Origin of the sequence: Nocardioides marmoriginsengisoli, assembly GCF_003725695.1 — a bacterium.
GTDB lineage: Bacteria > Actinomycetota > Actinomycetes > Propionibacteriales > Nocardioidaceae > Marmoricola > Marmoricola marmoriginsengisoli.
The window spans coordinates 337,056-357,290 of sequence record NZ_RJSE01000003.1; the positions used below are offsets into that span (position 1 = coordinate 337,056).

General features: G+C 70.5%; 22 protein-coding genes. 15 read left to right on the forward strand and 7 right to left on the reverse strand.

All coding sequences use genetic code 11. The features are described from left to right. Positions 1–143: 143 nt before the first annotated feature. On the forward strand, positions 144–770 hold the full coding sequence (locus EFK50_RS03585; RefSeq protein WP_148046038.1) for a hypothetical protein: 627 nt from the start codon (positions 144–146) through the stop codon (positions 768–770). A gap of 36 nt (positions 771–806) precedes the next feature. On the opposite strand, the gene lepB is transcribed toward EFK50_RS03585, so the two are convergent. Then, positions 807–1,433 carry a signal peptidase I gene (gene lepB / locus EFK50_RS03590; protein ID WP_123226173.1) on the reverse strand — a complete coding sequence of 209 codons (627 nt, stop codon included), beginning with the start codon at positions 1,431–1,433 and terminating at the stop codon, positions 807–809. A 317-nt stretch (positions 1,434–1,750) separates the two neighbouring features. Between lepB and EFK50_RS03595 the strand changes: the two genes are divergently transcribed. The 12 genes from EFK50_RS03595 (at position 1,751) to EFK50_RS03650 (ending at position 12,375) form a co-directional block, all read left to right on the forward strand. Then, a complete protein-coding gene (locus tag EFK50_RS03595; RefSeq protein ID WP_148046039.1) occupies positions 1,751–2,392 on the forward strand; it encodes a DUF6230 family protein in 642 nt (213 codons plus the stop codon). A gap of 89 nt (positions 2,393–2,481) precedes the next feature. After that, positions 2,482–3,030: a DUF6114 domain-containing protein gene (locus EFK50_RS03600; RefSeq protein ID WP_148046040.1), complete on the forward strand. Its 549-nt coding sequence runs from the start codon at positions 2,482–2,484 to the stop codon at positions 3,028–3,030. Continuing rightward, positions 3,017–3,790 (forward strand): DUF6230 family protein, encoded by a 774-nt coding sequence (locus EFK50_RS03605; RefSeq protein ID WP_123226176.1) that lies wholly within the window; start codon positions 3,017–3,019, stop codon positions 3,788–3,790. The genes EFK50_RS03600 and EFK50_RS03605 overlap by 14 nt, the downstream gene beginning before the upstream one ends. Positions 3,791–3,842: 52 nt before the next feature. Next, positions 3,843–4,343, forward strand: coding sequence for a DUF6114 domain-containing protein (locus tag EFK50_RS03610; protein WP_246004018.1), 501 nt, complete (start codon positions 3,843–3,845; stop codon positions 4,341–4,343). Then, the gene (locus EFK50_RS03615; protein WP_148046041.1) at positions 4,340–5,110 is read left to right on the forward strand and encodes a hypothetical protein; all 771 of its coding nucleotides are present in this window, start codon (positions 4,340–4,342) and stop codon (positions 5,108–5,110) included. Before EFK50_RS03610 ends, EFK50_RS03615 begins: the two co-directional genes overlap by 4 nt. Beyond that, positions 5,107–5,832: a DUF6230 family protein gene (locus EFK50_RS03620; RefSeq protein WP_123226178.1), complete on the forward strand. Its 726-nt coding sequence runs from the start codon at positions 5,107–5,109 to the stop codon at positions 5,830–5,832. Before EFK50_RS03615 ends, EFK50_RS03620 begins: the two co-directional genes overlap by 4 nt. Next, positions 5,829–6,437, forward strand: a complete 609-nt coding sequence (locus EFK50_RS03625) for a DUF6230 family protein (RefSeq protein WP_148046042.1) — start codon at positions 5,829–5,831, stop codon at positions 6,435–6,437. The genes EFK50_RS03620 and EFK50_RS03625 overlap by 4 nt, the downstream gene beginning before the upstream one ends. Beyond that, positions 6,437–7,705, forward strand: a complete 1,269-nt coding sequence (locus tag EFK50_RS03630) for a DUF445 domain-containing protein (protein ID WP_221177255.1) — start codon at positions 6,437–6,439, stop codon at positions 7,703–7,705. Before EFK50_RS03625 ends, EFK50_RS03630 begins: the two co-directional genes overlap by 1 nt. 107 nt (positions 7,706–7,812) lie before the next feature. Next, positions 7,813–8,646: a M24 family metallopeptidase gene (locus tag EFK50_RS03635; protein WP_123226180.1), complete on the forward strand. Its 834-nt coding sequence runs from the start codon at positions 7,813–7,815 to the stop codon at positions 8,644–8,646. Continuing rightward, on the forward strand, positions 8,643–10,418 hold the full coding sequence (locus tag EFK50_RS03640) for an SDR family oxidoreductase (RefSeq protein ID WP_221177256.1): 1,776 nt from the start codon (positions 8,643–8,645) through the stop codon (positions 10,416–10,418). The genes EFK50_RS03635 and EFK50_RS03640 overlap by 4 nt, the downstream gene beginning before the upstream one ends. Then, positions 10,415–11,308, forward strand: coding sequence for a metal-dependent hydrolase (locus EFK50_RS03645; RefSeq protein WP_123226181.1), 894 nt, complete (start codon positions 10,415–10,417; stop codon positions 11,306–11,308). Before EFK50_RS03640 ends, EFK50_RS03645 begins: the two co-directional genes overlap by 4 nt. Next, positions 11,305–12,375, forward strand: a complete 1,071-nt coding sequence (locus EFK50_RS03650) for a PDR/VanB family oxidoreductase (RefSeq protein WP_123226182.1) — start codon at positions 11,305–11,307, stop codon at positions 12,373–12,375. The genes EFK50_RS03645 and EFK50_RS03650 overlap by 4 nt, the downstream gene beginning before the upstream one ends. A gap of 143 nt (positions 12,376–12,518) precedes the next feature. Here the strand turns inward: EFK50_RS03650 and dapB are convergent, their stop codons facing one another. After that, complete coding sequence (dapB, locus tag EFK50_RS03655; protein WP_246004019.1) at positions 12,519–13,280, reverse strand: 4-hydroxy-tetrahydrodipicolinate reductase; 762 nt, start codon at positions 13,278–13,280, stop codon at positions 12,519–12,521. 93 nt (positions 13,281–13,373) lie between these two features. Between dapB and EFK50_RS03660 the strand changes: the two genes are divergently transcribed. Together EFK50_RS03660 and EFK50_RS03665 are read left to right on the forward strand one after the other, a co-directional pair. Further along, a complete protein-coding gene (locus EFK50_RS03660; protein WP_123226183.1) occupies positions 13,374–13,991 on the forward strand; it encodes a transposase in 618 nt (205 codons plus the stop codon). After that, the gene (locus tag EFK50_RS03665) at positions 13,988–14,500 is read left to right on the forward strand and encodes a hypothetical protein (protein ID WP_123226184.1); all 513 of its coding nucleotides are present in this window, start codon (positions 13,988–13,990) and stop codon (positions 14,498–14,500) included. Before EFK50_RS03660 ends, EFK50_RS03665 begins: the two co-directional genes overlap by 4 nt. A 6-nt stretch (positions 14,501–14,506) precedes the next feature. Here EFK50_RS03665 and EFK50_RS03670 read toward each other — a convergent pair whose 3' ends face one another. The 5 genes from EFK50_RS03670 to EFK50_RS03690 all read right to left on the reverse strand — a co-directional run bounded on the left by EFK50_RS03670 (position 14,507) and on the right by EFK50_RS03690 (position 20,164). Next, on the reverse strand, positions 14,507–15,709 hold the full coding sequence (locus EFK50_RS03670; protein ID WP_246004020.1) for a M16 family metallopeptidase: 1,203 nt from the start codon (positions 15,707–15,709) through the stop codon (positions 14,507–14,509). Positions 15,710–15,795: 86 nt separating this feature from the next. Next, a complete protein-coding gene (locus tag EFK50_RS03675) occupies positions 15,796–18,030 on the reverse strand; it encodes a polyribonucleotide nucleotidyltransferase (protein WP_123226186.1) in 2,235 nt (744 codons plus the stop codon). A 223-nt stretch (positions 18,031–18,253) separates the two neighbouring features. After that, positions 18,254–18,529, reverse strand: a complete 276-nt coding sequence (gene rpsO / locus EFK50_RS03680; RefSeq protein WP_183407677.1) for a 30S ribosomal protein S15 — start codon at positions 18,527–18,529, stop codon at positions 18,254–18,256. A 181-nt stretch (positions 18,530–18,710) separates the two neighbouring features. Continuing rightward, positions 18,711–19,736, reverse strand: a complete 1,026-nt coding sequence (locus EFK50_RS03685; RefSeq protein WP_148046043.1) for a hypothetical protein — start codon at positions 19,734–19,736, stop codon at positions 18,711–18,713. A 101-nt stretch (positions 19,737–19,837) separates the two neighbouring features. After that, on the reverse strand, positions 19,838–20,164 hold the full coding sequence (locus EFK50_RS03690; RefSeq protein WP_123226189.1) for a PadR family transcriptional regulator: 327 nt from the start codon (positions 20,162–20,164) through the stop codon (positions 19,838–19,840). Between the last annotated feature and the right edge of the window lie 71 nt (positions 20,165–20,235).

Here is a 20,235-nt window from a genome sequence, read left to right on the forward strand (position 1 = left end):
ATTTATTACGCGGTCCGAAAAAGTTTTTGAAATCGTGTCCAGAATTGCTCACTCGTGTACGAAGAATACTGCTCGGAATGCTCTTCGCAAGCCGGAATCAAGCAGGTAGGGTTCCGGCCCATGACGCTCAAGGAATGCCGCCGATGAAGAACGAGAACACCCGGGCCGCGGTCACCCTGCTGATCGGGATCGTGATCGGCGTCGTCGTCACGTTCGCCTACCAGCGGGTCTCCGAGATCAGCTTCGGCAACGACCCCCTGGGGTACGTGGACATCGTCGACCGGAACCGGCCGATCGGTGCCGACCCTGCCGCGCTGCTCCAGCGGCTGGACGCCGACACCGGGGGCCGGTGGAACGTCGCCCTGCACCAAGACCGGCACCCGATCTACGGCGGCACCCCGCTGCGGTCCGACGCGACCGCGCGGCACGCGCTCGCCCGGGTCGTGGGCCTGCCCGACCTGGCGAGCCCCGACGCCCAGGGCGTCGCCACCAACGCGCTCGACGCGGACTCCGTACGACGCAACGGCATCCTCTACGTGGTCTGGTTCCAGCAGCCTCCAATGACCCAGCGCTGGCTGGTCGACAACCCTCGGATCTTCACCGCCAAGGACGCCGAGAAGGCCCGGATCACCTACTGGGCCGGCACCCTCGCGGTGTACTACGTGCCCGCCGGCGAGCACGACCGCTCGGCCCAGGTACGCCGCTGGGTCCAGGAGGCGGCGCAGTGCCCGGGCACGTCGGCGCCGTGCGAGCTGATCGGCGCCCGGTAGCCCGGACACCACCGGATCCCCTGCCCTGCAAGGGAATCAGTCCGCCGGAGCGAGCCGCACCGACTGCGGGACGGACCCCGCGCGACCGAACGGCGTCAGCCGGATGTTCAACCGGGCGCCGATGTCCGCAGCCGCGACGAAGCCGAACTTCCGCGAGTCCTCGGACCCGCCCCAGTTGTCGCCGAGCAGCCAGTACGACGCCTTCGGGATCGTCGTCCACCGTGCCTGCAGGCCCTCCCGACCGCGCTCGTCGCAGCAGGGCGTGATCGCGCTGCCGACCTGGTCGACCCAGGCCTGGTTGCGGACCACGTAGGTCCGGCTCGACCCCGCCGGCCGCAGCGTGACCCGCGGGACGCTGCCGTCGAGGATCTCGATCCGGACCCGGTCGCCGGGCACCCCGATCACCCGCTTGACGACCCGGAAGGAGCCCTGGCCGAAGGATGCCTCGACCAGGTCGAAGCGCCGGATCTCGTGCCGGTGCACGACGTCCATCAGCAACCGGTCGCCCTCCTCGAGCGTCGGACTCATGCTCCTGCCGCTGACCTTGACCGAGAAGGTCAGCGCCCCCACCGGGACCAGCACGATCACCAGCACCAGCACGATCGCCAGCCACCCGACGACCCTCCAGCTCCTGGATCTCTCGGCGCGTCGAGCACCCTTCATCACACGTCCCCTTCCCCTGACACGACGGCCCTCCCCCGGGCCCGAGGCGCACCCTGAGCCTCACCTAGCGAGAGCGAAAAAGGGATGAAATATTACGCGGAAATTCAAGGCAAATAGTTCTGGACGCCCTCGGAAATCCGGTGCTAACTTTCCGTTCAGCGACGTCCCTTGTCCTCACCTTTCGGGGTGCGGACACCGGGTTAGGGAGACCCGGCGATTCATTTCACGGCTTCCGGGGGGACCGCTTCCCGGGGGCTCACGGGGGCCGAGCCATGTCGTCCGGCGACTGCCGGGCGCATCACTTGGAGGGATTACTGATGAAGGAAAGTGGAATGGGCCGTACGCGGCTCGGCCGGTTCGCCGCGGTGACGATGCCGGCGACGGCGATCACCCTCGGCCTCGGCTTCGCGATCGTGCAGGGGATGGTCTCGGCACAGCTCTCGGCGACCGATCCGTTCAAGGTCAAGGCGGCCAACGCGACCGCCGACGGCCTCGAGCTCTCGCTCCGCGGGGCGACGGTGGCGGCCAGCCAGGACGACGGGACCAACTCGACCGACAAGAAGTCGGCGCTGGTCACCCTGAAGAACGGCACCATCAAGGACCTGAAGCTGTGCGCCGACCAGCCGCTGCCGGGTCCGCTGGGCACGCTCGGTCTCACGCTCACCGCCACCGGTGACGTGCCGCTGGGTGCCACCACCGACCTGAGCGCCGATGCGGTCAACGCCGCGACCGCGACGCTGCCGGCCACCGACATCGGTGTCGCGCAGAGCACGCTGGCGCACCAGAGCGGGGTCGCCGGCGGTCGTGCCGGTGGCTTCGGTCTGCAGTCGGCCGGCGCTGCCGGTTCGGTGCAGCTCGACGGCCTCGACGCCGACGCCTACGCGCTGTCGCTGTCCGGCCTGACGGTGTCGAACATGTCGATCGCGCCGCAGCTCGGCTCCGCGATGGCGGGCTGCTGAGACACAGCTGGACCGTGGCCGGCGGACCGCAACCGTCCGCCGGCCACGCCGGCAGCACCTGACCGACTGTCGACCTGGGAGGGACCGACATGCTTCGCAGCACACCTCCGGCGCACCACGACGTGGACGCCGCACCCGCACCCGACGACCAGGCCGGCGTCCTCACCGACCCGCCGGCCGAGCCGGGCGTCCTCCGGCGCTACCGCCGCGCCTTCACCCGGTTCCGTCGTACCCGTCCGTTCTGGGGCTGCCTCACGCTGGCGCTCGGCGGCTGGTTCGTCCTCAAGCCCGTCGTCGGCGGCTCGTTCAAGATGATCGTGCAGCTCGGCGCCGGCGGCATGGTCGTCTACCTCCTCGGCGGGGCGATGATCCTGGCCGCCGCGATCGCGATGGTCGCCCCGGCCCAGCGGCACTTCCCCGCGATCATGGCCGCCGGCTCCTCGGTCGCCTCGCTGCCGCTGGCCAACCTCGGCGGTTGGCTGGTCGGGATGTTCTTCGGGATCGTCGGCAGCGGCCTGGTCTTCGCCTGGACGCCCTACACCGAGGCCCAGCTCGAGCGCTTCGCCGAGCGCGCCCGCCAACGCGACGAACGCCGGCAGAACCGACGCAACGGGAGGAACCCCCATGCAGCACCTTGACGCATCCCCGACCCGCCGCGGAGCCCGGCTCCGGCAGCGGCTCCGCGACCTGGCCGGCCGGTCCCGCTCGTCCTGGCGCGCCCACGTCGACGCCATGGTGACGACCTCGGACAGCAGCCGGAACGGCACCCGGAAGCGGACCGCCCTGATGGCGGCCACCGGTCTGGGCGCTCTCGGCGCCCTCTTCGGCCTGGTCTCGGCCAACGTGCTCGCGGTCAACTTCACCACCGGCGACTCCGCCTACTCGATCTACTCCGACGAGGTGATCGGCGCGAACGCGGCCGGCTTCATCAACGCCCAGCAGAAGAACAACGGCAGCGTCGGGGTCGCCCAGATCGGCTTCAAGACGGCCGAGCTCAACGGGATGTGCCTGATCGCCAAGCAGACGCTGCCGGTGATCGGCGACGTCTCGCTGCTGATCAGCGCCGGCGAGAAGGTGGACGGCACCGTCACCTCGACCGCCGCGAACAAGATCAACGCGTCCTACCTCTTCCTGGCCGCCGACACCTTGACCGGCGCCGGGAAGAACATCAGCGGCCTGACCCTGGGCCAGTCCGCCAGCACGGTCACGATGGGCGGCACGCCGCTCCCCGCCGGCCAGACCGGTACGCCGGGAGCGTTCGGCCTCCAGGCGGTGCAGCTGGACCTGCTGAACCTGAACGCGAACACCTACGGGGTGGCTCTCGAAGGCAGCATCAACCTGCCGAACCTGTCCATCACCGTGAAGCCCGGCACCTTGACGAAGGCCAACTGCCCCTGAGGCGACCGGAGCCGACGAGATGCCGACAGGACCCGGGGGAAGGGTGAGCAGCGTGACCAGCACTACCGAGGAGATCGTCGAGGCCGTGCGCCTCCATCAAGCAACCAGCCTGCAGCGAGCACGGGTACGGCTCGGGGCCGCGGCCGCCGCCACCCGGCGGGGAGCGAGCCGGTTCCGACGCGAGCTCCGGGCGTTCCGGCGTACCCGGCCGTTCTGGGGCGGGCTCTGGCTCGCCCTGGCCGGGATCGAGATCGTCTACTGGACGCAGAACCCGATCGCCCTGGTCGTCGGCGGCGGCTGGGGACGTTCGGCCGGCTACGTGATCGGTGGCGGACTCGTCCTGCTGGGGGTCGCCGCCTGGTTCACCCCGCTCTACCGGGCGCTCTTCGGGATCCTGGGGTTCCTGCTCGGCCTGGGGGCGTTCGTCGGCGCCAACCTCGGCGGCTTCCTGCTCGGCTCCGTGCTCGCGATCCTCGGCGGGTCGATGGTCTGGGGCTGGGGCGAGAAGCAGCCGCGCCGGCCCCGTCGCGGGCGACGGGCGGCGGGCTCGTGAGCCGCCCGGTGCTCAGCAGCCGGTGGCGGCAGCGGGTGCTCGCGACCGGCGCGGCCCTGGCCCTGGTGCTCGGTCTGACCAGCTGGCCGCTGCCCGGCCGGGTCGGCGACGAGTCCGCGGCGGCACTCCCGGACGGGCCCTACGTCTGCGGACCCAACGACGTGAACCGCAGACCGCTGACGCTCTCCTCCGGCGGCGGCACGATCCGGCCCTGCCTCTCCGGGGTGGACCTGCAGGTCACCATCCCGGACAACACCAGCAACGTCCGCTACGCGATCAACAAGATCCGCTCGGTCGACACCAACAACCTGGTCGACGCCAACGGCACCGTGATGACCGACCTGGTGCACATCTCCTTCGACTCGTTCGTGATCGGCCAGAACACCAGCGGGGCGGCGGTCCCGGTCAGCGGCGTCACCCTGGCGACCACCAACGGCAACGGCTACACCCTGAACCTCTCCCCCGACGCCGGCGTCACCCTCGGCGGGCCCGGGGTGACCACCGACCTCTGGGTCACCGAGGACAGCTGGGTGCGGGTCAACGACAACATGCTCGGTCTCGGCTGCCTGGTGCTGACGATCAGCGGCAACCCGTGCAAGCTCACCGTCGGCACCTTCTCCTCCCTCTCCTGGCTGCTCAACGGCAGCTCGTACAACGGCTACGGGATGGAGCTGCACGTGAAGTACCTGGTCACCTACAAGACCGGCGGCGGCGTACCCACCGGGTCGTCGGTGCAGCTGCCGAACACGTCGATGGCGATCTCGTGAGTGCGGTCGCCGCCGACGGGCTCCCCCGGTACGGCACCCGCTGGCGTCGTACCGGGGTGCTGCTCGGGGCCGGACTGGCGGTCGTCGTCGCCCTCGTCGCCCTGGTCCGGACCAGCGTGATCGCCTCCAGCATCGTGGTGCAGAACGCCAGCGCCTCGTTCTCCTCGAGCGCGATCGTCGGCCAGGACGTCGGGCTCGGCGTCGTCCCGATCCTCCGGTCGAACGGCTCCACCGGCTCGGTGCTGCGGGCCGGCTTCGCCACCGTCTCGCTCAACGGCTTCTGCCTGTCCAAGACCGAGACGATCGCCGGGTTCACCTACACGATCACCCTCAGCGCCGGTGACGGCAACCTGGCCACCAACGAGATCACCGCGAACAACGCCGTCTTCGACCTGAGCAGCATGCGCAGCGCCGGCCAGGCCGGTCAGGCCACCAACGGCCTGGTCCTCCAGGGGATCGACCAGCTCGGCCTGGCCGCCACCGATGTCACCACCACCCGGACCGGCGGGGTCTTCGACGCCAACCCGCTGGAGGCATCGACCAGCGGCTACGGCAAGGGCGCCTTCGGCATCGACGCCACCTCCGGGTCGCTGTCCAGCGTCAAGGGCACCCTCTGGGACGCGCAGGTCAACGGCTCGATCAACCTGCCGAACCTCAAGATCGCGGTGACCCCGGGCACCGGTACGGCGTGCTCCGCCGCCGGTTCGGCGTACCCGAAGTGACGCGACCCGGCCGCACCCGTGGCGCCACCATGCGCCGGCGGTTCCTGGCGGTGACCGCGCCGTCGTTCGCGGCCTGCGCGGCGATCGGTGCCGCGATCGTGCTCGGCTACCTGACGGTGTCGCTCGCGGCAGCTCGCCCGATCGAGATCTCCTCCAGCCACGGCGCGGCCGACTCGCTGGCCCTGGTGATGAGCACCGATCGCGCGATCACCGGCCTGGACATGGGGTCGGTCCGGCCGCAGGCGCTGGTCCACCTGACCGGGGCCGAGTTCGACGACCTGTGCCTGGTCCCGCGTCTGGAGCTTCCGATCATCGGCGGCCTGGCCTCGATCCGGCTGCACACCGGCGACGCGGTGGGCCTGCGCGACGTCACCCTCTCGGCGGCGCAGACCAGGGCGGGAGTCGACCTGCCCGCCACCGTGATCGGCGCGGCCGCCGGCGACCAGGGGCTGACCCCGGGCGGCTTCATGATCGAGACCGCGCGCACCCGGGGCGGCGTCGACCTCGAGCGGGTCGAGATGCAGGCCTACGGCCTGGTGCTGGCCGACGGGATCACGTTGCGCTCGCTCAAGGTCCGACCCGCCCTCGGCGACCAGCACTGCTGATGCTGCACGCCGTCACGATCCCGCTGTTCACCGGCGTCATCGGCTGGCTGATCAATTGGTCGGGCCTGATCATGCTCTTCGCGCCGACGCACTTCCGCGGCATCAGGGTCCCCGGTCTCGCACTCCTGGCCCGCGCCTTCCCGCGCCGGCTCCAGGAGGTGCCCGGGATGCTGATCGGCGGCCTCGGGTGGCAGGGCATCGTGCCGATGCGGGCCGCGAAGATGGGCAGCATCGCCGTCGACAAGGCGATCTCCCGGCTCGGCACCCCGAGCGACTTCTACCAGCAGCTCGGGCCCGACCAGATCGCCGACCACATCGTCCGGGCCTTCCAGCCGCAGGTGCCGACGCTGATCGAGACGATCATGGTCGCCGAGCACCCCCGGTTGTGGCGGGACATGCCGCCGCGGGCGCGGTCGATGCTGATCGACCGGGTGACCCGGATGCTGCCGGCGATCATCAGGTCCGTCACCGACCAGATCGGCCTGCACATCGACCAGCTGCTCGACCCGAAGGCGATGGTGATCGACCAGTTCCGTCGGGACCCGTCGCTGGTCGTCCGGATCTTCCGGAACTTCGGCCGCCGCGAGCTCGCGATGATGGTCCGGTTCGGGTTCGTCTTCGGCTTCCTGTTCGGGATCCCGGTGGCCTATCTCGACCACGTCGTCGGCGCGTGGTGGTTGCTGCCGGTCCTGGGCGTCGTGGTCGGGTGGTGCACCAACCTGCTCGGGATGTGGCTGATCTTCGCGCCGGCGGAGCCCCGGAAGGTCGGCCCGTTCACCGTCCAGGGCCTGTTCCCGCGCCGGCAGGCCGAGGCGGCCGTCGTGTACGCCGAGCTGATCGCCGGCGAGGTGATCACCCTGGAGCGGATCGGCCAGCACCTGCTGGAAGGTCCGCGCGGGGACCGCACCCAGTGGCTGGTCCGCACCGCGATGCGGCCGGCGATCGAGCTGGCCCTCGGCCCGACCCATGCCGCCGTACGGATCGCGATCGGGGCGGAGAAGTTCGACCGGATCAAGGAATCGATGGCGACCGAGGCGGTGGTCCGCACCATCGGCCCGTTCCAGGACCCCGAGTTCAGCCAGGTCCAGGCGGTGCGGATCCGGGCCCTGATCGCCGAGCGCTGCGCCCAGTTGCCGCCGGCCCAGTTCGTCGAGATGATGCGCGCCGCGATCCAGGAGGACGAGTGGCTGCTCTACGCGCACGGCGCGATCATGGGCTTCGCCGGCGGCTTGCTGCACCTGTGGCTCTTCGGCGTCGGGGGGTCCTGAGGCGTCCCACTTTGTTCTCCGCGCCGCGTAATTTTCGCGGCCGCGTCGAGTCAACACAGATGTACGGTCCCGCCCGGGACACCACCCCTGCGCAGCAAAGGCGACAGATGCTCACGTCCTACACCCCGGCCGAGCTCGACCGGTTCCGCCAAGTCCAGCAGATCGCGTACTCCTGCGCCGAGGAGACCGCCGCCTGGCTGGCTCCCGGCGTCACCGAACGCCAGGCCGCGGCCGAGCTGCGCCGGCGCCTGGTCCGGGCCGGCGTCGAGGATCTCTTCCACGTGCCGTTCGCCTGGTTCGGCGACCGGACCGCGTTCCGGGGTTTCAAGGTGCCGTTCCAGTTCTTCCCCGGCAAGCGGCGGCTGGCGGAGGGGATGCCGTTCGTCCTGGACTGCGCACCGGTGATCGACGGCTACACCGCCGACATCGGGTACGGCGGCGTGCTCGGCGAGGACCCCGTCTGGGAGCAGCTCGACCGGGACCTGTCCGAGCTCCGCCCGCTGGTCCTCGACGGCATCCGGGCCGGCCACACCCTGGACGCGATCTACCTGGAGGTCGACGGCAAGATCGCATCCCAGGGCAACGACAACCGGCACCGGGTCTACCCGGGCCGGGTGATCGGCCACCAGGTCACCCGCCAGCGCGCGGTCGGGCCGAAGGGCGTCACCATGTTCGGCTTCGGCATCCGGACGCTGCAGACCCTCGGACGCGAGTTCGTCGGCGAGGCGATCAAGGGCCGCTCCCCGCTCTGGGCGGACGGCCGGATGTCCCGGTTCGTGCCGCCGCCGGGACTGTGGGCCGTCGAGCCGCACATCGGCCACGGTCCCGTCGGCGTGAAGTTCGAGGAGCTCCTGGTGATCACCGAGGACGATGCGTACTGGCTCGACGACGACGTGCCGCACGTACGCCGGTGGAACGCACGGCTGGACGCGACCTCGTGACCGCCCAGCCCGGACCGACCACGGTCCCGCACCGGGTGGCCTGCACCGACGGGGTGCGGTTGGCGGCGTACGAGACCGGGGACCGCGGTCTGCCGACGGTGGTGGCGGTGCACGGCTACCCCGACGACCACACCGTCTGGGACGGGGTCGTCGCCGCCCTGGCCGGCCGTTTCCGGGTCGTCACCTACGACGTCCGCGGGGCTGGTGCCTCCGACCGCCCGGCGGCCAAGGCCGCCTACCGGATCGAGCAGCTGGTCGACGACCTCGCCGTGGTCCTGGACCTGCTGGCACCCGACGAGGCGGTGCACCTGCTGGCACACGACTGGGGCTCGATCCAGACCTGGGACGCCGTCGGCGACGAGCGCTTCGACGGCCGGCTGCGCTCCTTCACGAGCATCTCCGGCCCGTCGCTGGACCAGGCAGGGGTCTGGCTCCGCGGCTCGGTCCGCCATCCCGTGGCGTCGGCCAAGCAGATCCTCGAATCGTTCTACCTCGGCGTCTTCCAGCTGCCGCGGCTGCCCGAGCTGCTGGCGCGGGCCGGGGCCATCACCCAGGTGATAGCCGCGTCCAGCAGGCTCCGCCGACCGGACCGGGCCCCCGCGCACGTGACCTCCCGGCTGGACGCCGCCCACGGTGTCCAGCTGTACCGGGCCAACCTGGCCCGGCTGCTGCGCCCGGCGCCGCGCGTGTGCCGGGTGCCCGTGCAGGTGCTCGCCCCGACGCGCGACCTGCACGTCTCCGCCCGCCTGCAGACCGAGGCTCCGGCGCCGTACGCCGACACCCTGCACACCCGGGTCGTCGAGGGCAACCACTGGGTCGTCGCCCAGCGCCCGCACGTGATCGCCCGCTGCGTGGAGGAGTTCGCCGCGTACGCCGACGGTTCGGCACCGCTCTCCCGCCGGACCGGCCCGGTACGCCGGAACGGCACGTTCGCCGGCCAGCTGGTGGTGATCACCGGAGGCGCCCGGGGAATCGGCCGGGCGACCGCGCTCGAGTTCGCCCGCGAAGGTGCCGACGTGGTGATCGCCGACATCAACGAGGTCGCCGGCAAGGAGGCGGTCGCGGAGGTCGAGGTGCTCGGCGTGACCGCGACCTTCCACCCGCTCGACGTCAGCGACGCGGAGGCCTGGACCCGGTTCGCGGACGCGGTCCGCGCCGAGCACGGCGTCCCGGACGTCCTGGTCAACAACGCCGGGATCGGGATGGCGGGAGCGTTCCTGGACACCTCCGCCGCGGACTGGGAGAAGATCCTCGGGGTCAATCTCTGGTCGGTCATCCACGGGTCCCGGTTGTTCGGCGCGCAGATGGTCGAGCGCGGCGAGGGCGGCCGGATCGTCAACGTCGCGTCGGCCGCCGCGTTCGCCCCGAACCGGGTGATGAGCGCCTACGCCACCACCAAGGCCGCCGTGCTGATGCTCACCGACTGCCTGCGCGCCGAGCTCGCCCGCGACGGCATCGGCGTCACCGCGATCTGCCCGGGGTTCGTGGACACCGACATCTCCGCGACCACCCGGTACGTCGGCGTGGACGACGGCACCCAGCAGGCCCTGCGGGACCAGGCCGTCCGGTCGTACCGGCGCCGCGGCTACACGCCCGAACGGCTGGCCCGGCACGCGGTCCGCGCCGCCGCCGCGAACCGGCCGATCGCGGCGATCAGCATCGAGACCAAGCTGCTCCGGCTGGTCCACCGGCTCGCCCCGCCGATCAGCCGGTTCTTCGCCACGATCGACCCCACCCAGCTGGACCCGAGCACCTGGAGGAGAACCCGATGAAGACACCGAAGCGCCAGGAGCCGGCCAAGGTCGTCCTGCAGGCACGCGACGTCTCCTGGGACTGGTCCGGGCTGCCGCTCCGCTGGATCCCCGGCGAGCCGTTCGCCTCGCACCTGATCAACGTGATGCACCTGCTGCTGCCCGAGGGCGAGCGCTGGTTCGTGAAGGTGTTCTCCGAGGCACTGCCGCTGATCAAGGACGACCAGCTGCGCGAGGAGGTGATCGGGTTCATCGGCCAGGAGGGGATGCACGCCTCCGCGCACCAGGGCGTCCAGGACTACTTCAGCGCCCACGACCTGGACACCAGCACCTACGTGCACGAGATCGAGCACGTCTTCGGGCGGCTGCTCGACGACCGGGGTCTGAGCGGGCGCCGAGCCGAGGAGTGGTTGATCGAGCGGCTGGCCCTGGTCGCCGGCATCGAGCACCTGACCGCGTTCCTGGGCAACTGGGTGCTGAACTCGCCGGCTCTCGACGCGGCCGGCGCCGACGCGCGGATGCTGGACCTGCTCCGCTGGCACGGCGCCGAGGAGGTCGAGCACCGGGCGGTCGCCTACGACGTCTACATGCACCTGGACGGGCGCTACTCCCGTCGGGTCCGCACCTACCTGGTCGCGGTCGGCTACCTCGGCTGGCTGTGGATCCGGGGCGTCCGGGCGCTGATGAAGGCCGATCCGGGGCTCGGCAAGAAGGACAAGCCGCGGTGGCGCGACCTGTTCCGGACCAAGCGGCGCGGCACCACCCCGGGCTACTGGGACCTGATCTCGATGTCCTGGCGCTACCTGCGACCCGGCTACCACCCCAGTCACGAGGGCTCCACCAGCCAGGCGGTCGCCTACCTGGCGACGTCGCCGGCGGCGCTGGCGGCCGAGCAGCACGGTGAGGCATGAGCCCCGCCGAGCTGGTGGCGGTGCCTGACGAGCCGGCCCTCGGGCTCGCGTTCCGGGCGACCGCGCGGCTGGTCGCCGTGTACGAGCGGATCTCCGCCGTCTCCGGACGCTTCCGTCCCGAGGTGGTCGCGGTCGACCGGGACCTGCCCGCGGTGGTGCACAGCGTCCGGCGCGAGGCGGACGGCGTGGTCGGGCTGGAGCTGCGACCGCGCGACCGCGAGCACTTCCCGGCGTGGGAGCCGGGCTGCCACCTGGATCTGGTGCTCCCGTCCGGGGCGATGCGGCAGTACTCGCTGACCGGTGACCCGGCCGACCTGACGTCGTACCGGATCGCCGTACGGCGGATCCCCGGCGGAGGCGGCGGCTCGATCGAGGCGCACGGGCTCGCCGTCGGGGACGCCGTGGTGCTGCGCGGGCCGCGGAACGCCTTCCCGTTCATCGAGGCGCCCGGCTACCTGTTCGTGGCCGGCGGGATCGGGATCACCCCGATCCTGCCGATGATCCGGGAGGCCGTCGCCCGGGGTGACGACTGGGCCTTCGTCTACACCGGGCGCAGCGTCACGACGATGCCGTTCCTCGCGGAGGTCGAGCGGCTCGCCACCGAGCACCCCGGCCGGGTCTACCTGCGGCCGGACGACCTGTGCGGCCTGCCGAACGCCGAGGACATCCTCGCCGCCGCGCCTCCGGCGGCGACGGTGTACGCCTGCGGTCCGCCGGCGATGGTGGACGCGATCCGGGCCGCGGTGCCCTCCGAGCGGGTCGGGAGCCTGCACCACGAACGGTTCTCGGCGCTCCCGGTCCGCGGCGGCGAACCGTTCACGGTGCGGCTGCACCGCAGCGGGCGCACCGTCGAGGTGGCGGGCGACGAGACCGTGCTCACCGCGCTGCGCCGCGAGATCCCGGCGATTGCGTACTCCTGCCAGCAGGGCTTCTGCGGCACCTGCCCGGTCGAGGTGCTGGCGGGGACGCCGATCCACCGGGACCGGTGCCTGACCGATCAGCAGCGCGAGCACCGGCTGGCGGTCTGCGTCTCCCGGGCCGAGGACGAGCTGGTCCTGGATCTCTGAGGAACGCGTCCGGCACCGAGCGTGCCGGGCGCGTGCACCTCCGGTCGGCGTGACCACGTACGGCCGCCGCTGGTCGGCAACGGTCGGAGAAGCCCAGGCGCGGCGCGGGCGATCCGCGCCGGGCCGTCTGCCGGGCCGTCTCCTCAGTCCAGGTCGAGGAAGGCGTCCAGGCCGACCGTGAGGCCGGGAGCCGCGCCGATCCGGCGGAGGCCGAGCAGGACGCCCGGGACGAACGAGACCCGGTCGAGGGAGTCGTGCCGGATGGTCAGCGTCTCACCGGACCCGCCGAGGACGACCTCCTGGTGCGCGACCAGCCCGCGGATCCGGAGGCTGTGCACCTTGATGCCGTCGACGTCCGCACCGCGCGCGCCCTCGATGCCGGTCGAGGTGGCGTCCGGAGGCGCGCCGAGGCCGGCCTCGCGGCGCGCGGCCGCGATCAGGTCCGCGGTCCGGCCGGCGGTCCCCGAGGGGGCGTCGGCCTTGTCCGGGTGATGCAGCTCGATCACCTCGACGGACTCGAAGTAGCGGGCGGCCTGGGCGGAGAACCGCATCATCAGGATCGCGCCGATCGAGAAGTTGGGGGCGATCAGGACCCCGCTGCCCGGATTCTCCCCGAGCTGGGCGCGCAGGGTCGCCAGGCGCTCCTCGTCGAAGCCGGTGGTGCCGACCACCGCGTCGATCCCGTGCTCGATGCAGAACGCCAGGTTCGCCATCACCGCGTCCGGGTGGGTGAAGTCCACGATCGCCTCGGCGCCCGCCGCGACCAGGTCGTCCAGGCTGTCCCCGAGGTCCAGCTCGGCCACCAGGGCCATCCCCTCGGCAGCCCGTACGCCGGCGCAGATCTCCCTGCCGACCTTGCCTCGGGCTCCCAGGACTGCGACCTTCAGGTCTTTCTCCGCGTTCACGGGAGCCAGCCTACCCGAACAGGCTCAGACCTTCATTGTCGTTTGGTAAGGTATACTCCTTAACTCAAGCCTGATAAGGCAGGAGGCTGAACCATGGCGGTCATCGTCCTCACCGTCGACCAGCGCGGCTCCCAGACCGGCCCCGACCTGGTCCCCGACGTCCTGGAGACCCTCAACGAACCCGGCACCGGGCGTCCGCTGCGTGGCTTCGAGCGCACGGCCGGCGACGAGGTCCAAGGCGTCCTCGACAACGGCCCCGCGCTGATCGCCCGGGTCGAGGCACTCCTGCGCGCGGACGCCTGGAACATCGGCATCGGCATCGGCACGGTGGAGAGCCCGCTGCCGACCTCCACCCGGGCCGGTCGAGGCGAGGCGTTCGTGCAGGCCCGCCAGGCGGTCACCCGTGCCAAGCAGCAGCCGAGCCGGATCAGCGTTGTCGGTGCTCCCGACTACCGTGCAGAGCAGATCGAAACCGTCCTCTGGCTCTGGGCCGGAGTGTTGACCCGGCGCAGTGTCCGGGGCTGGGAGGTGGCCGACTTGTTCGCAGCAGGACTCACCCACGCCGAGGCGGCGCAGCACCTCGGCATCAGCAAGTCGGCCGTCTCGCAGCGCGCCCAGGCCGCCGGCGTGATCGAGGCGGACCGGGCCCGGCAGCTCCTCGAGGCGATGGTCGACCAGTCCCTGGTCACCATGAAGGAGACCCGTCGGTGACGATCGCCGCACTGCTGCTGGCACTCGCCGGCACCCTGCCCGGTTGGTTGCTCAGCGACAAGACCCGCGCCCATCTGCTGGGCGTGCTGGTGGGCCTCGGTGCTCTCGTCGGCCTCGGCGGCTGGACCCTCTACGACCCGTCGTACAGCGCGGACGGCGAAGCCCTGCGTGCCACCCTGATCCTGCTGGTCGCCGTGCTCGCTGCCTTCGGCGGTGGACCGGTGACCGCGGCGGTCCTGCACCGGGTCGACCACGGCGGGCCGATCGAGTCCGCGGGCGACGTGCTCAGGGGCGGTGCCTGGATCGGCGCGATGGAACGCGCCGCGATCTTCTGCACCCTGATCGCCGGCTGGCCGGAAGGACTCGCCGTCGTCCTCGCGATGAAGGGACTGGGGCGCTACCCCGAGCTCAAGCAGCCGGGCGCGGCTGAACGGTTCATCATCGGGTCGTTCGTCAGCGTGCTGTGGGCGATCGCTTGCGCGGGCCTCTTGCTCGGCTTGCTGAACTAGCGGGGCTCAGGCGGGACCGACGACCGCGAGCGTCTCAGGACGCTTGAACAGGTCGCTCGCCAGGGACTGGACGTCGTCCAGCGTGATCTCGTCGAGACGGCCGAGCACCTCGTCCAGGGAGAGCAGCCGCTCCTGGAACAGCTCCACCTCGCCCAGGCGGGTCATCCGCGAGCCGGTGTCCTCCAGGCTGAGCACCATGCCGCCGCGCATCTGGCCGCGGCCGCGCTCGAGCTCCTCGGCGGTGAGGCCGGACTCGACCATCCGGGTCAGCTCGCTGCGGACCACGTCGAGAACCTCCTCGGCCTTGCTCGGCAACGAGCCGACCGCGACGCCCACCATGCCGGCGTCGGAGTAGCTGGTCGCGAACGAGTACACCGAGTAGGCCAGCCCGCGCTTCTCGCGCACCTCCTGGAAGAGCCGGGAGGACGATCCCCCGCCGAAGGCGGCGTTCAGGACCCCGAGCGCGTAGCGCCGCGGGTCGGACCGGGTCATCCCGCGCATGCCGAGGACCAGGTTGACCTGCTCGAACGGGCGGGAGGTGTGCTCCTCGCCAGGTTTCGTGGGCCGGGGCTTCTCGGCGAGCCGGGGCGGCAGCGGCCGCGCGTCGTGGTCGGCGAGGAAGTGGTTGCGGGAGAACGCCTTGCGCACCAGCCGAACGACGTCGCGGTGCACGATGTTGCCGGCGACCGCGACGGTCATCGCCGGAGCGGTGTAGCGGGTCTTGTAGTACCGGTTGATCTGCGGCCGGGTCAGCGCCCGGATCGACTCCGCCGTGCCGGCGATCGGTCGGGCCAGCGACGTACCGCCCCAGGCCTTCGCGGCGAACAGGTTGTGCACCACGTCGTCGGGGTCGTCGTCGTGCATCGCGATCTCGTCGAGGATGACCTCGCGCTCGGCCTCGACGTCCTCCGGAGTGATCAGCGACGCGGTCAGCATGTCGCCGAGCACGTCGACCGCCATCGGCAGGTCCTGGTCGAGCACCCGGGCGTGGTAGCAGGTGTACTCGCGGGCCGTGTAGGCGTTGAACTCGCCGCCGACCGCGTCCAGCGCGGAGGAGATCTCCATCGCCGTCCGGGTCGGGGTGCCCTTGAACAGCAGGTGCTCGAGGAAGTGCGAGGCGCCGTTGAGCGCCGGGGTCTCGTCACGCGATCCGACCCCGACGAAGACCCCGATGGCCGCGGAGCGGACACCGGGGACGTGCTCGGTCACGACCCGCAGCCCTCCCGGGAGGACAGTCCGTTGGACTCCCCCGATGAGGGTGCGGGTCGTGCCGGGCTTCTGTTCAGCTGCGAGCGTCACGCTTCGGTGGAGTCCTCAGCGTCGTCGCCTTCGGAACCCGCGGCGCCGTCCTCGATGTACGGGACCAGCGAGAGCTTGCCGCGGTCGTCGATCTCACCGATCTCGACCTGGATCTTCTGGCCGACCGAGACGACGTCCTCGACGTTGTCGACGCGCTTGCCACCGGCGAGGGCGCGCAGCTTGCTGATGTGCAGCAGCCCGTCCTTGCCCGGCATCAGCGAGACGAACGCACCGAAGTTGGTGGTCTTCACGACGGTGCCGAGGTACCGCTCGCCGACCTCCGGCATCGTCGGGTTCGCGATCTGGTTGACGGCCTGGCGAGCAGCCTCGGCCGCCTCGCCGTTGGTCGCACCGATGTAGATGGTGCCGTCGTCCTCGATCGAGATGTTCGCGCCGGTGTCGTCCTGGATCTGGTTGATGACCTTGCCCTTGGGCCCGATCACCTCGCCGATCTTGTCGACCGGGATCTTCACCGTGATGATCCGCGGAGCGTGGATGGACATCTCCTCGGGTCCGTCGATGGCCTCGGCCATCACCTCGAGGATCGCCAGGCGCGCGTCGCGGGCCTGGGTCAGCGCACCGGCCAGCACGTCGGCGGGGATGCCGTCGAGCTTGGTGTCGAGCTGCAGCGCGGTGACGAACTGCTTGGTACCGGCGACCTTGAAGTCCATGTCGCCGAACGCGTCCTCGGCGCCGAGGATGTCGGTCAGCGCGACGTACTCGGTCTTGCCGTCGACGGTGTCGGAGATCAGACCCATCGCGATACCCGCGACCGGGGCCTTCAGCGGCACACCGGCCTGCAGCAGGGACAGAGTCGAGGCGCAGACCGAGCCCATCGAGGTGGAGCCGTTGGAGCCCATCGCCTCGGAGAGCTGACGGATCGCGTACGGGAACTCCTCGCGGGTCGGGAGCACCGGCAGGAGCGCACGACGGGCGAGCGCACCGTGGCCGACCTCGCGACGCTTCGGCGAGCCGACGCGGCCGGTCTCACCGGTGGAGAACGGCGGGAAGATGTACTTGTGCATGTACCGGCGGTACTTCTCCGGGGAGAGACCGTCGAGCTGCTGCTCCAGCTTGAGCATGTCCAGCGTGGTGACACCCAGGATCTGGGTCTCGCCGCGCTCGAACAGCGCCGAGCCGTGCACCCGGGGCAGGACCTCGACCTCAGCGGACAGGGTCCGGATGTCGGTCAGGCCGCGGCCGTCGATGCGGATCTTGTCGCGGAGCACCCGCTGGCGGACCAGCGACTTGTTCAGCGACCGGAACGCGGCGCCGATCTCCTTCTCGCGACCCTCGAACTTCTCACCCAGGCTGGCGAGCACGCCGGCCTTGATGTCGTCGAGCTTGTCCTCGCGCTCGGCCTTGCCGGCGATGGTCAGCGCAGCGGCGGTGTCGTCGCTCGCGGCGGCGGCCACGGCGTCGTACACGTCGTCCTCGTAGTCGAGGAAGATCGGGAACTCCTGGACCGGCTTCGCGGCCTGCTTGGCCAGCTCGACCTGCGCCTCGCAGAGCTGCTTGATGAACGGCTTCGCGGCCTCCAGACCGCTGGCGACGACCTCCTCGGTCGGCGCGGTGGCGCCGTTGGCGACCAGCTCGATGGTGTTCTCGGTGGCCTCGGCCTCGACCATCATGATCGCGACGTCACCGGTCTCGGTGACCCGACCGGCGACGACCATGTCGAAGACGGCCTTCTCGGTCTGGCTGTACGACGGGAACGCGACCCACTGGCCCTCGATCAGGGCGACCCGGGTGGCGCCGACCGGGCCGGTGAACGGCAGGCCGGAGATCTGGGTGGAGGCCGACGCGGCGTTGATCGCCAGGACGTCGTACGGGGCGTCGGGGTTGAGCGCCATCACGGTGATGACGACCTGGACCTCGTTGCGCAGACCCTTCTTGAAGGTCGGGCGCAGCGGGCGGTCGATGAGACGGCAGGCCAGGATCGCGTCCTCGCCCGGGCGACCCTCGGACCGGAAGAACGAGCCGGGGATGCGACCCGCGGCGTACATCCGCTCCTCGACGTCGATCGTCAGCGGGAAGAAGTCGAAGTGGTCCTTCGGCTGCTTACCGGCGGTGGTCGCCGAGAGCAGCATCGTGTCGTCGTCGAGGTACGCGGTGACCGCTCCGGCGGCCTGGCGGGCCAGGAGGCCGGTCTCGAACTTGACGGTGCGGGTGCCGAACTTGCCGTTGTCCAGAACGGTTTCAACAGCGGAAATGACGGGGCCCTCGTTCAAGGGTTTCCCTTTCTCTTCGCGGAGCGTGCCGCGAGCCCGTGTGGGCGCCTGCCCAGCATCGGGGCCGGTCTTCGATCGAGGCCCACGGGGTGTCGCCGATGATTCTGGGCGGTACCCCGGAAGCCACTACCGGAGGCCGGCGATCGCGGGCCGCTCCTGTGGGTGGTTTTCTGTGGAGTTGTGCAGCACCCCGGATGCTAGCGGCATCCGGGGTGCTGAGAGGTCAACGACGCAGGCCGAGGCGCTGCACGATCGAGCGGTAGCGCTCGATGTCGGTCTTCGACAGGTAGTTGAGCAGCCGACGACGCTGGCCCACGAGGAGCAGCAGGCCGCGACGGCTGTGGTGGTCGTGCTTGTGCGACTTCAGGTGTTCGGTGAGGTGCGAGATGCGGTGCGAGAGCAGCGCGATCTGAACCTCCGGGGAGCCGGTGTCGCCCTCAACGGTGGCGTACTCGGCGATGATCTTCTTCTTGGTCTCCGCGTCGGTACCGATGGACACGTGGACTCCCTTCATATTTCGCTGCGCGGCGCGCCGGGGCACATCCCTCCGGGCACTTCGAATCCGCGGCCGATCAAACGGCAACGACCAAGGTTATCAGCGGGACTGGCCCAGCCGAAATTGGCGACCTCCGCTTCCGGTGCAGCCCGATCGGGCCACACCGGAAGGGCGACCCGAATGGTCAGCAGCCGGACTCGACCAGGTTGACGTCTTCGGTACGCGCACCGGGGACGAAAGCCTTCGGCGGTGTCGTAGCCGCACTGGTCAGCAGACCGGGCAGGGACACCTTCGGGACCGCGACGAAAGGGAACCCGGAGACAGCCGGGCGGTTCGTCCCGGTGAACGCGGTCGGGTCGGGTTCAGCGACATCGGCCCCCTGAATTCGGCTCGGGAGCGGGAACACGTTCCACCGCTGCGCTGCGCCGTCGGACCACGGGAAGAACACCCGCGACGTGTCGGTCAACACCTCCTCCGGGCCCTCGTAGACGCATTCGTTCTTGCCCTTCACCTGGATGGGATTGCCGTGCTGGTCGAACAGCTGGATACCGACCAACGGGTTGCCCGCCGCGTCGTAGGGGTAGATGTTCCCGACCGGGAGCCCACTGGCGAAGAGGGTGCCACCCGCGTCGTCGACCGCGTAGGCACCGGTCGCCTCGTTCATGCCATCGGAGTACCCGGCGTCATAGTTGTCCCACTCCCTGTTCTCGAAGCCGCCGGCGACAGCGGGCACCAAACCGATCGCGATCAGGTTGATCGCGAGCACCACCACGCGCAACAGGGCACTGCCGCTCCAACGCGTGAGCGGCCACAGCCGCCCGCGACCGAGCTGCACCGAGGCAGCGACGACGACCAACAACGCCAGGGCGCCGCTGATCGAGTCGTCGGGCACCGGGCTGAGCGACCAACCTCCAGACGAGAGCAGCACAGACTGCACGGCGATGTAAGCACGAACCACCCACCAGGCCGGCTGGAGCGACGTCAGGAGCTCGTCAACATCACCCGGCAAGCCTTCGAGAACGTGCCTGCAGCGCGCCTTGGCGGCATCCAGGACAGCGTGCACCCTGATACCAACGGCAACCCGCTCGCGGACCTGCTTCCGCGCAGACACCAGACCGGCTGCCTGCCGCAGCTCGGCGGCGTATGCCACCGGATCGCCCAGCGCCTCGATCCCCTGGTCGTCGATCAGGTCGGTCAGGTCGGCAACCAATCCGTCAGTGATCTCGCGCTGTTCCTCGGCATCGAGGTCGGAGAGCTCCGCACGGACGACCTCCAGGAACTTCTGCAGCTCGGGAGCGATGACAACGGTGCTCATGCGGGCACCCCTTCCAGAATGGTCGAGACGGTGGTGGAGAAGACCGACCAGTCGTCGCGCTGCTGCTTGAGCTGGTCGCGACCGGTGGGCGTGATGCCGTAGTACTTCCGGTGCGGCCCGGACTCCGACGGGACGACGTAGGACGTCAGCGCGCCTGCGGTGTAGAGCCGCCGCAGGGTGCCGTAGACGGAGGCGTCGCCGACATCGGACAGGCCGCCGTCGCGCAGTCGTCGGACGATGTCGTAGCCGTAGCCGTCCTCGCCCTCGACGACCGCGAGCACGGTCAGATCGAGTACTCCCTTGAGGAGCTGGGTGGTATCCATGCAGCGCACAGTACTACGGACTGCGCAGTACTGCGTTTGACGCACCGGCGTGTCGCGATCCGCGTGGGACG

Coding starts and splice junctions, on each gene's coding strand:
- EFK50_RS03600 (WP_148046040.1), top strand. CDS start 2,482: ATGCTTCGCAGCACACCTCCGGCGCACCACGACGTGGACGCCGCACCC.
- EFK50_RS03690 (WP_123226189.1), bottom strand. CDS start 20,164: ATGGATACCACCCAGCTCCTCAAGGGAGTACTCGATCTGACCGTGCTC.
- EFK50_RS03650 (WP_123226182.1), top strand. CDS start 11,305: ATGAGCCCCGCCGAGCTGGTGGCGGTGCCTGACGAGCCGGCCCTCGGG.
- EFK50_RS03605 (WP_123226176.1), top strand. CDS start 3,017: ATGCAGCACCTTGACGCATCCCCGACCCGCCGCGGAGCCCGGCTCCGG.
- EFK50_RS03595 (WP_148046039.1), top strand. CDS start 1,751: ATGAAGGAAAGTGGAATGGGCCGTACGCGGCTCGGCCGGTTCGCCGCG.
- EFK50_RS03645 (WP_123226181.1), top strand. CDS start 10,415: ATGAAGACACCGAAGCGCCAGGAGCCGGCCAAGGTCGTCCTGCAGGCA.
- EFK50_RS03630 (WP_221177255.1), top strand. CDS start 6,437: ATGCTGCACGCCGTCACGATCCCGCTGTTCACCGGCGTCATCGGCTGG.
- EFK50_RS03585 (WP_148046038.1), top strand. CDS start 144: ATGAAGAACGAGAACACCCGGGCCGCGGTCACCCTGCTGATCGGGATC.
- lepB (WP_123226173.1), bottom strand. CDS start 1,433: ATGAAGGGTGCTCGACGCGCCGAGAGATCCAGGAGCTGGAGGGTCGTC.
- EFK50_RS03635 (WP_123226180.1), top strand. CDS start 7,813: ATGCTCACGTCCTACACCCCGGCCGAGCTCGACCGGTTCCGCCAAGTC.
- EFK50_RS03660 (WP_123226183.1), top strand. CDS start 13,374: ATGGCGGTCATCGTCCTCACCGTCGACCAGCGCGGCTCCCAGACCGGC.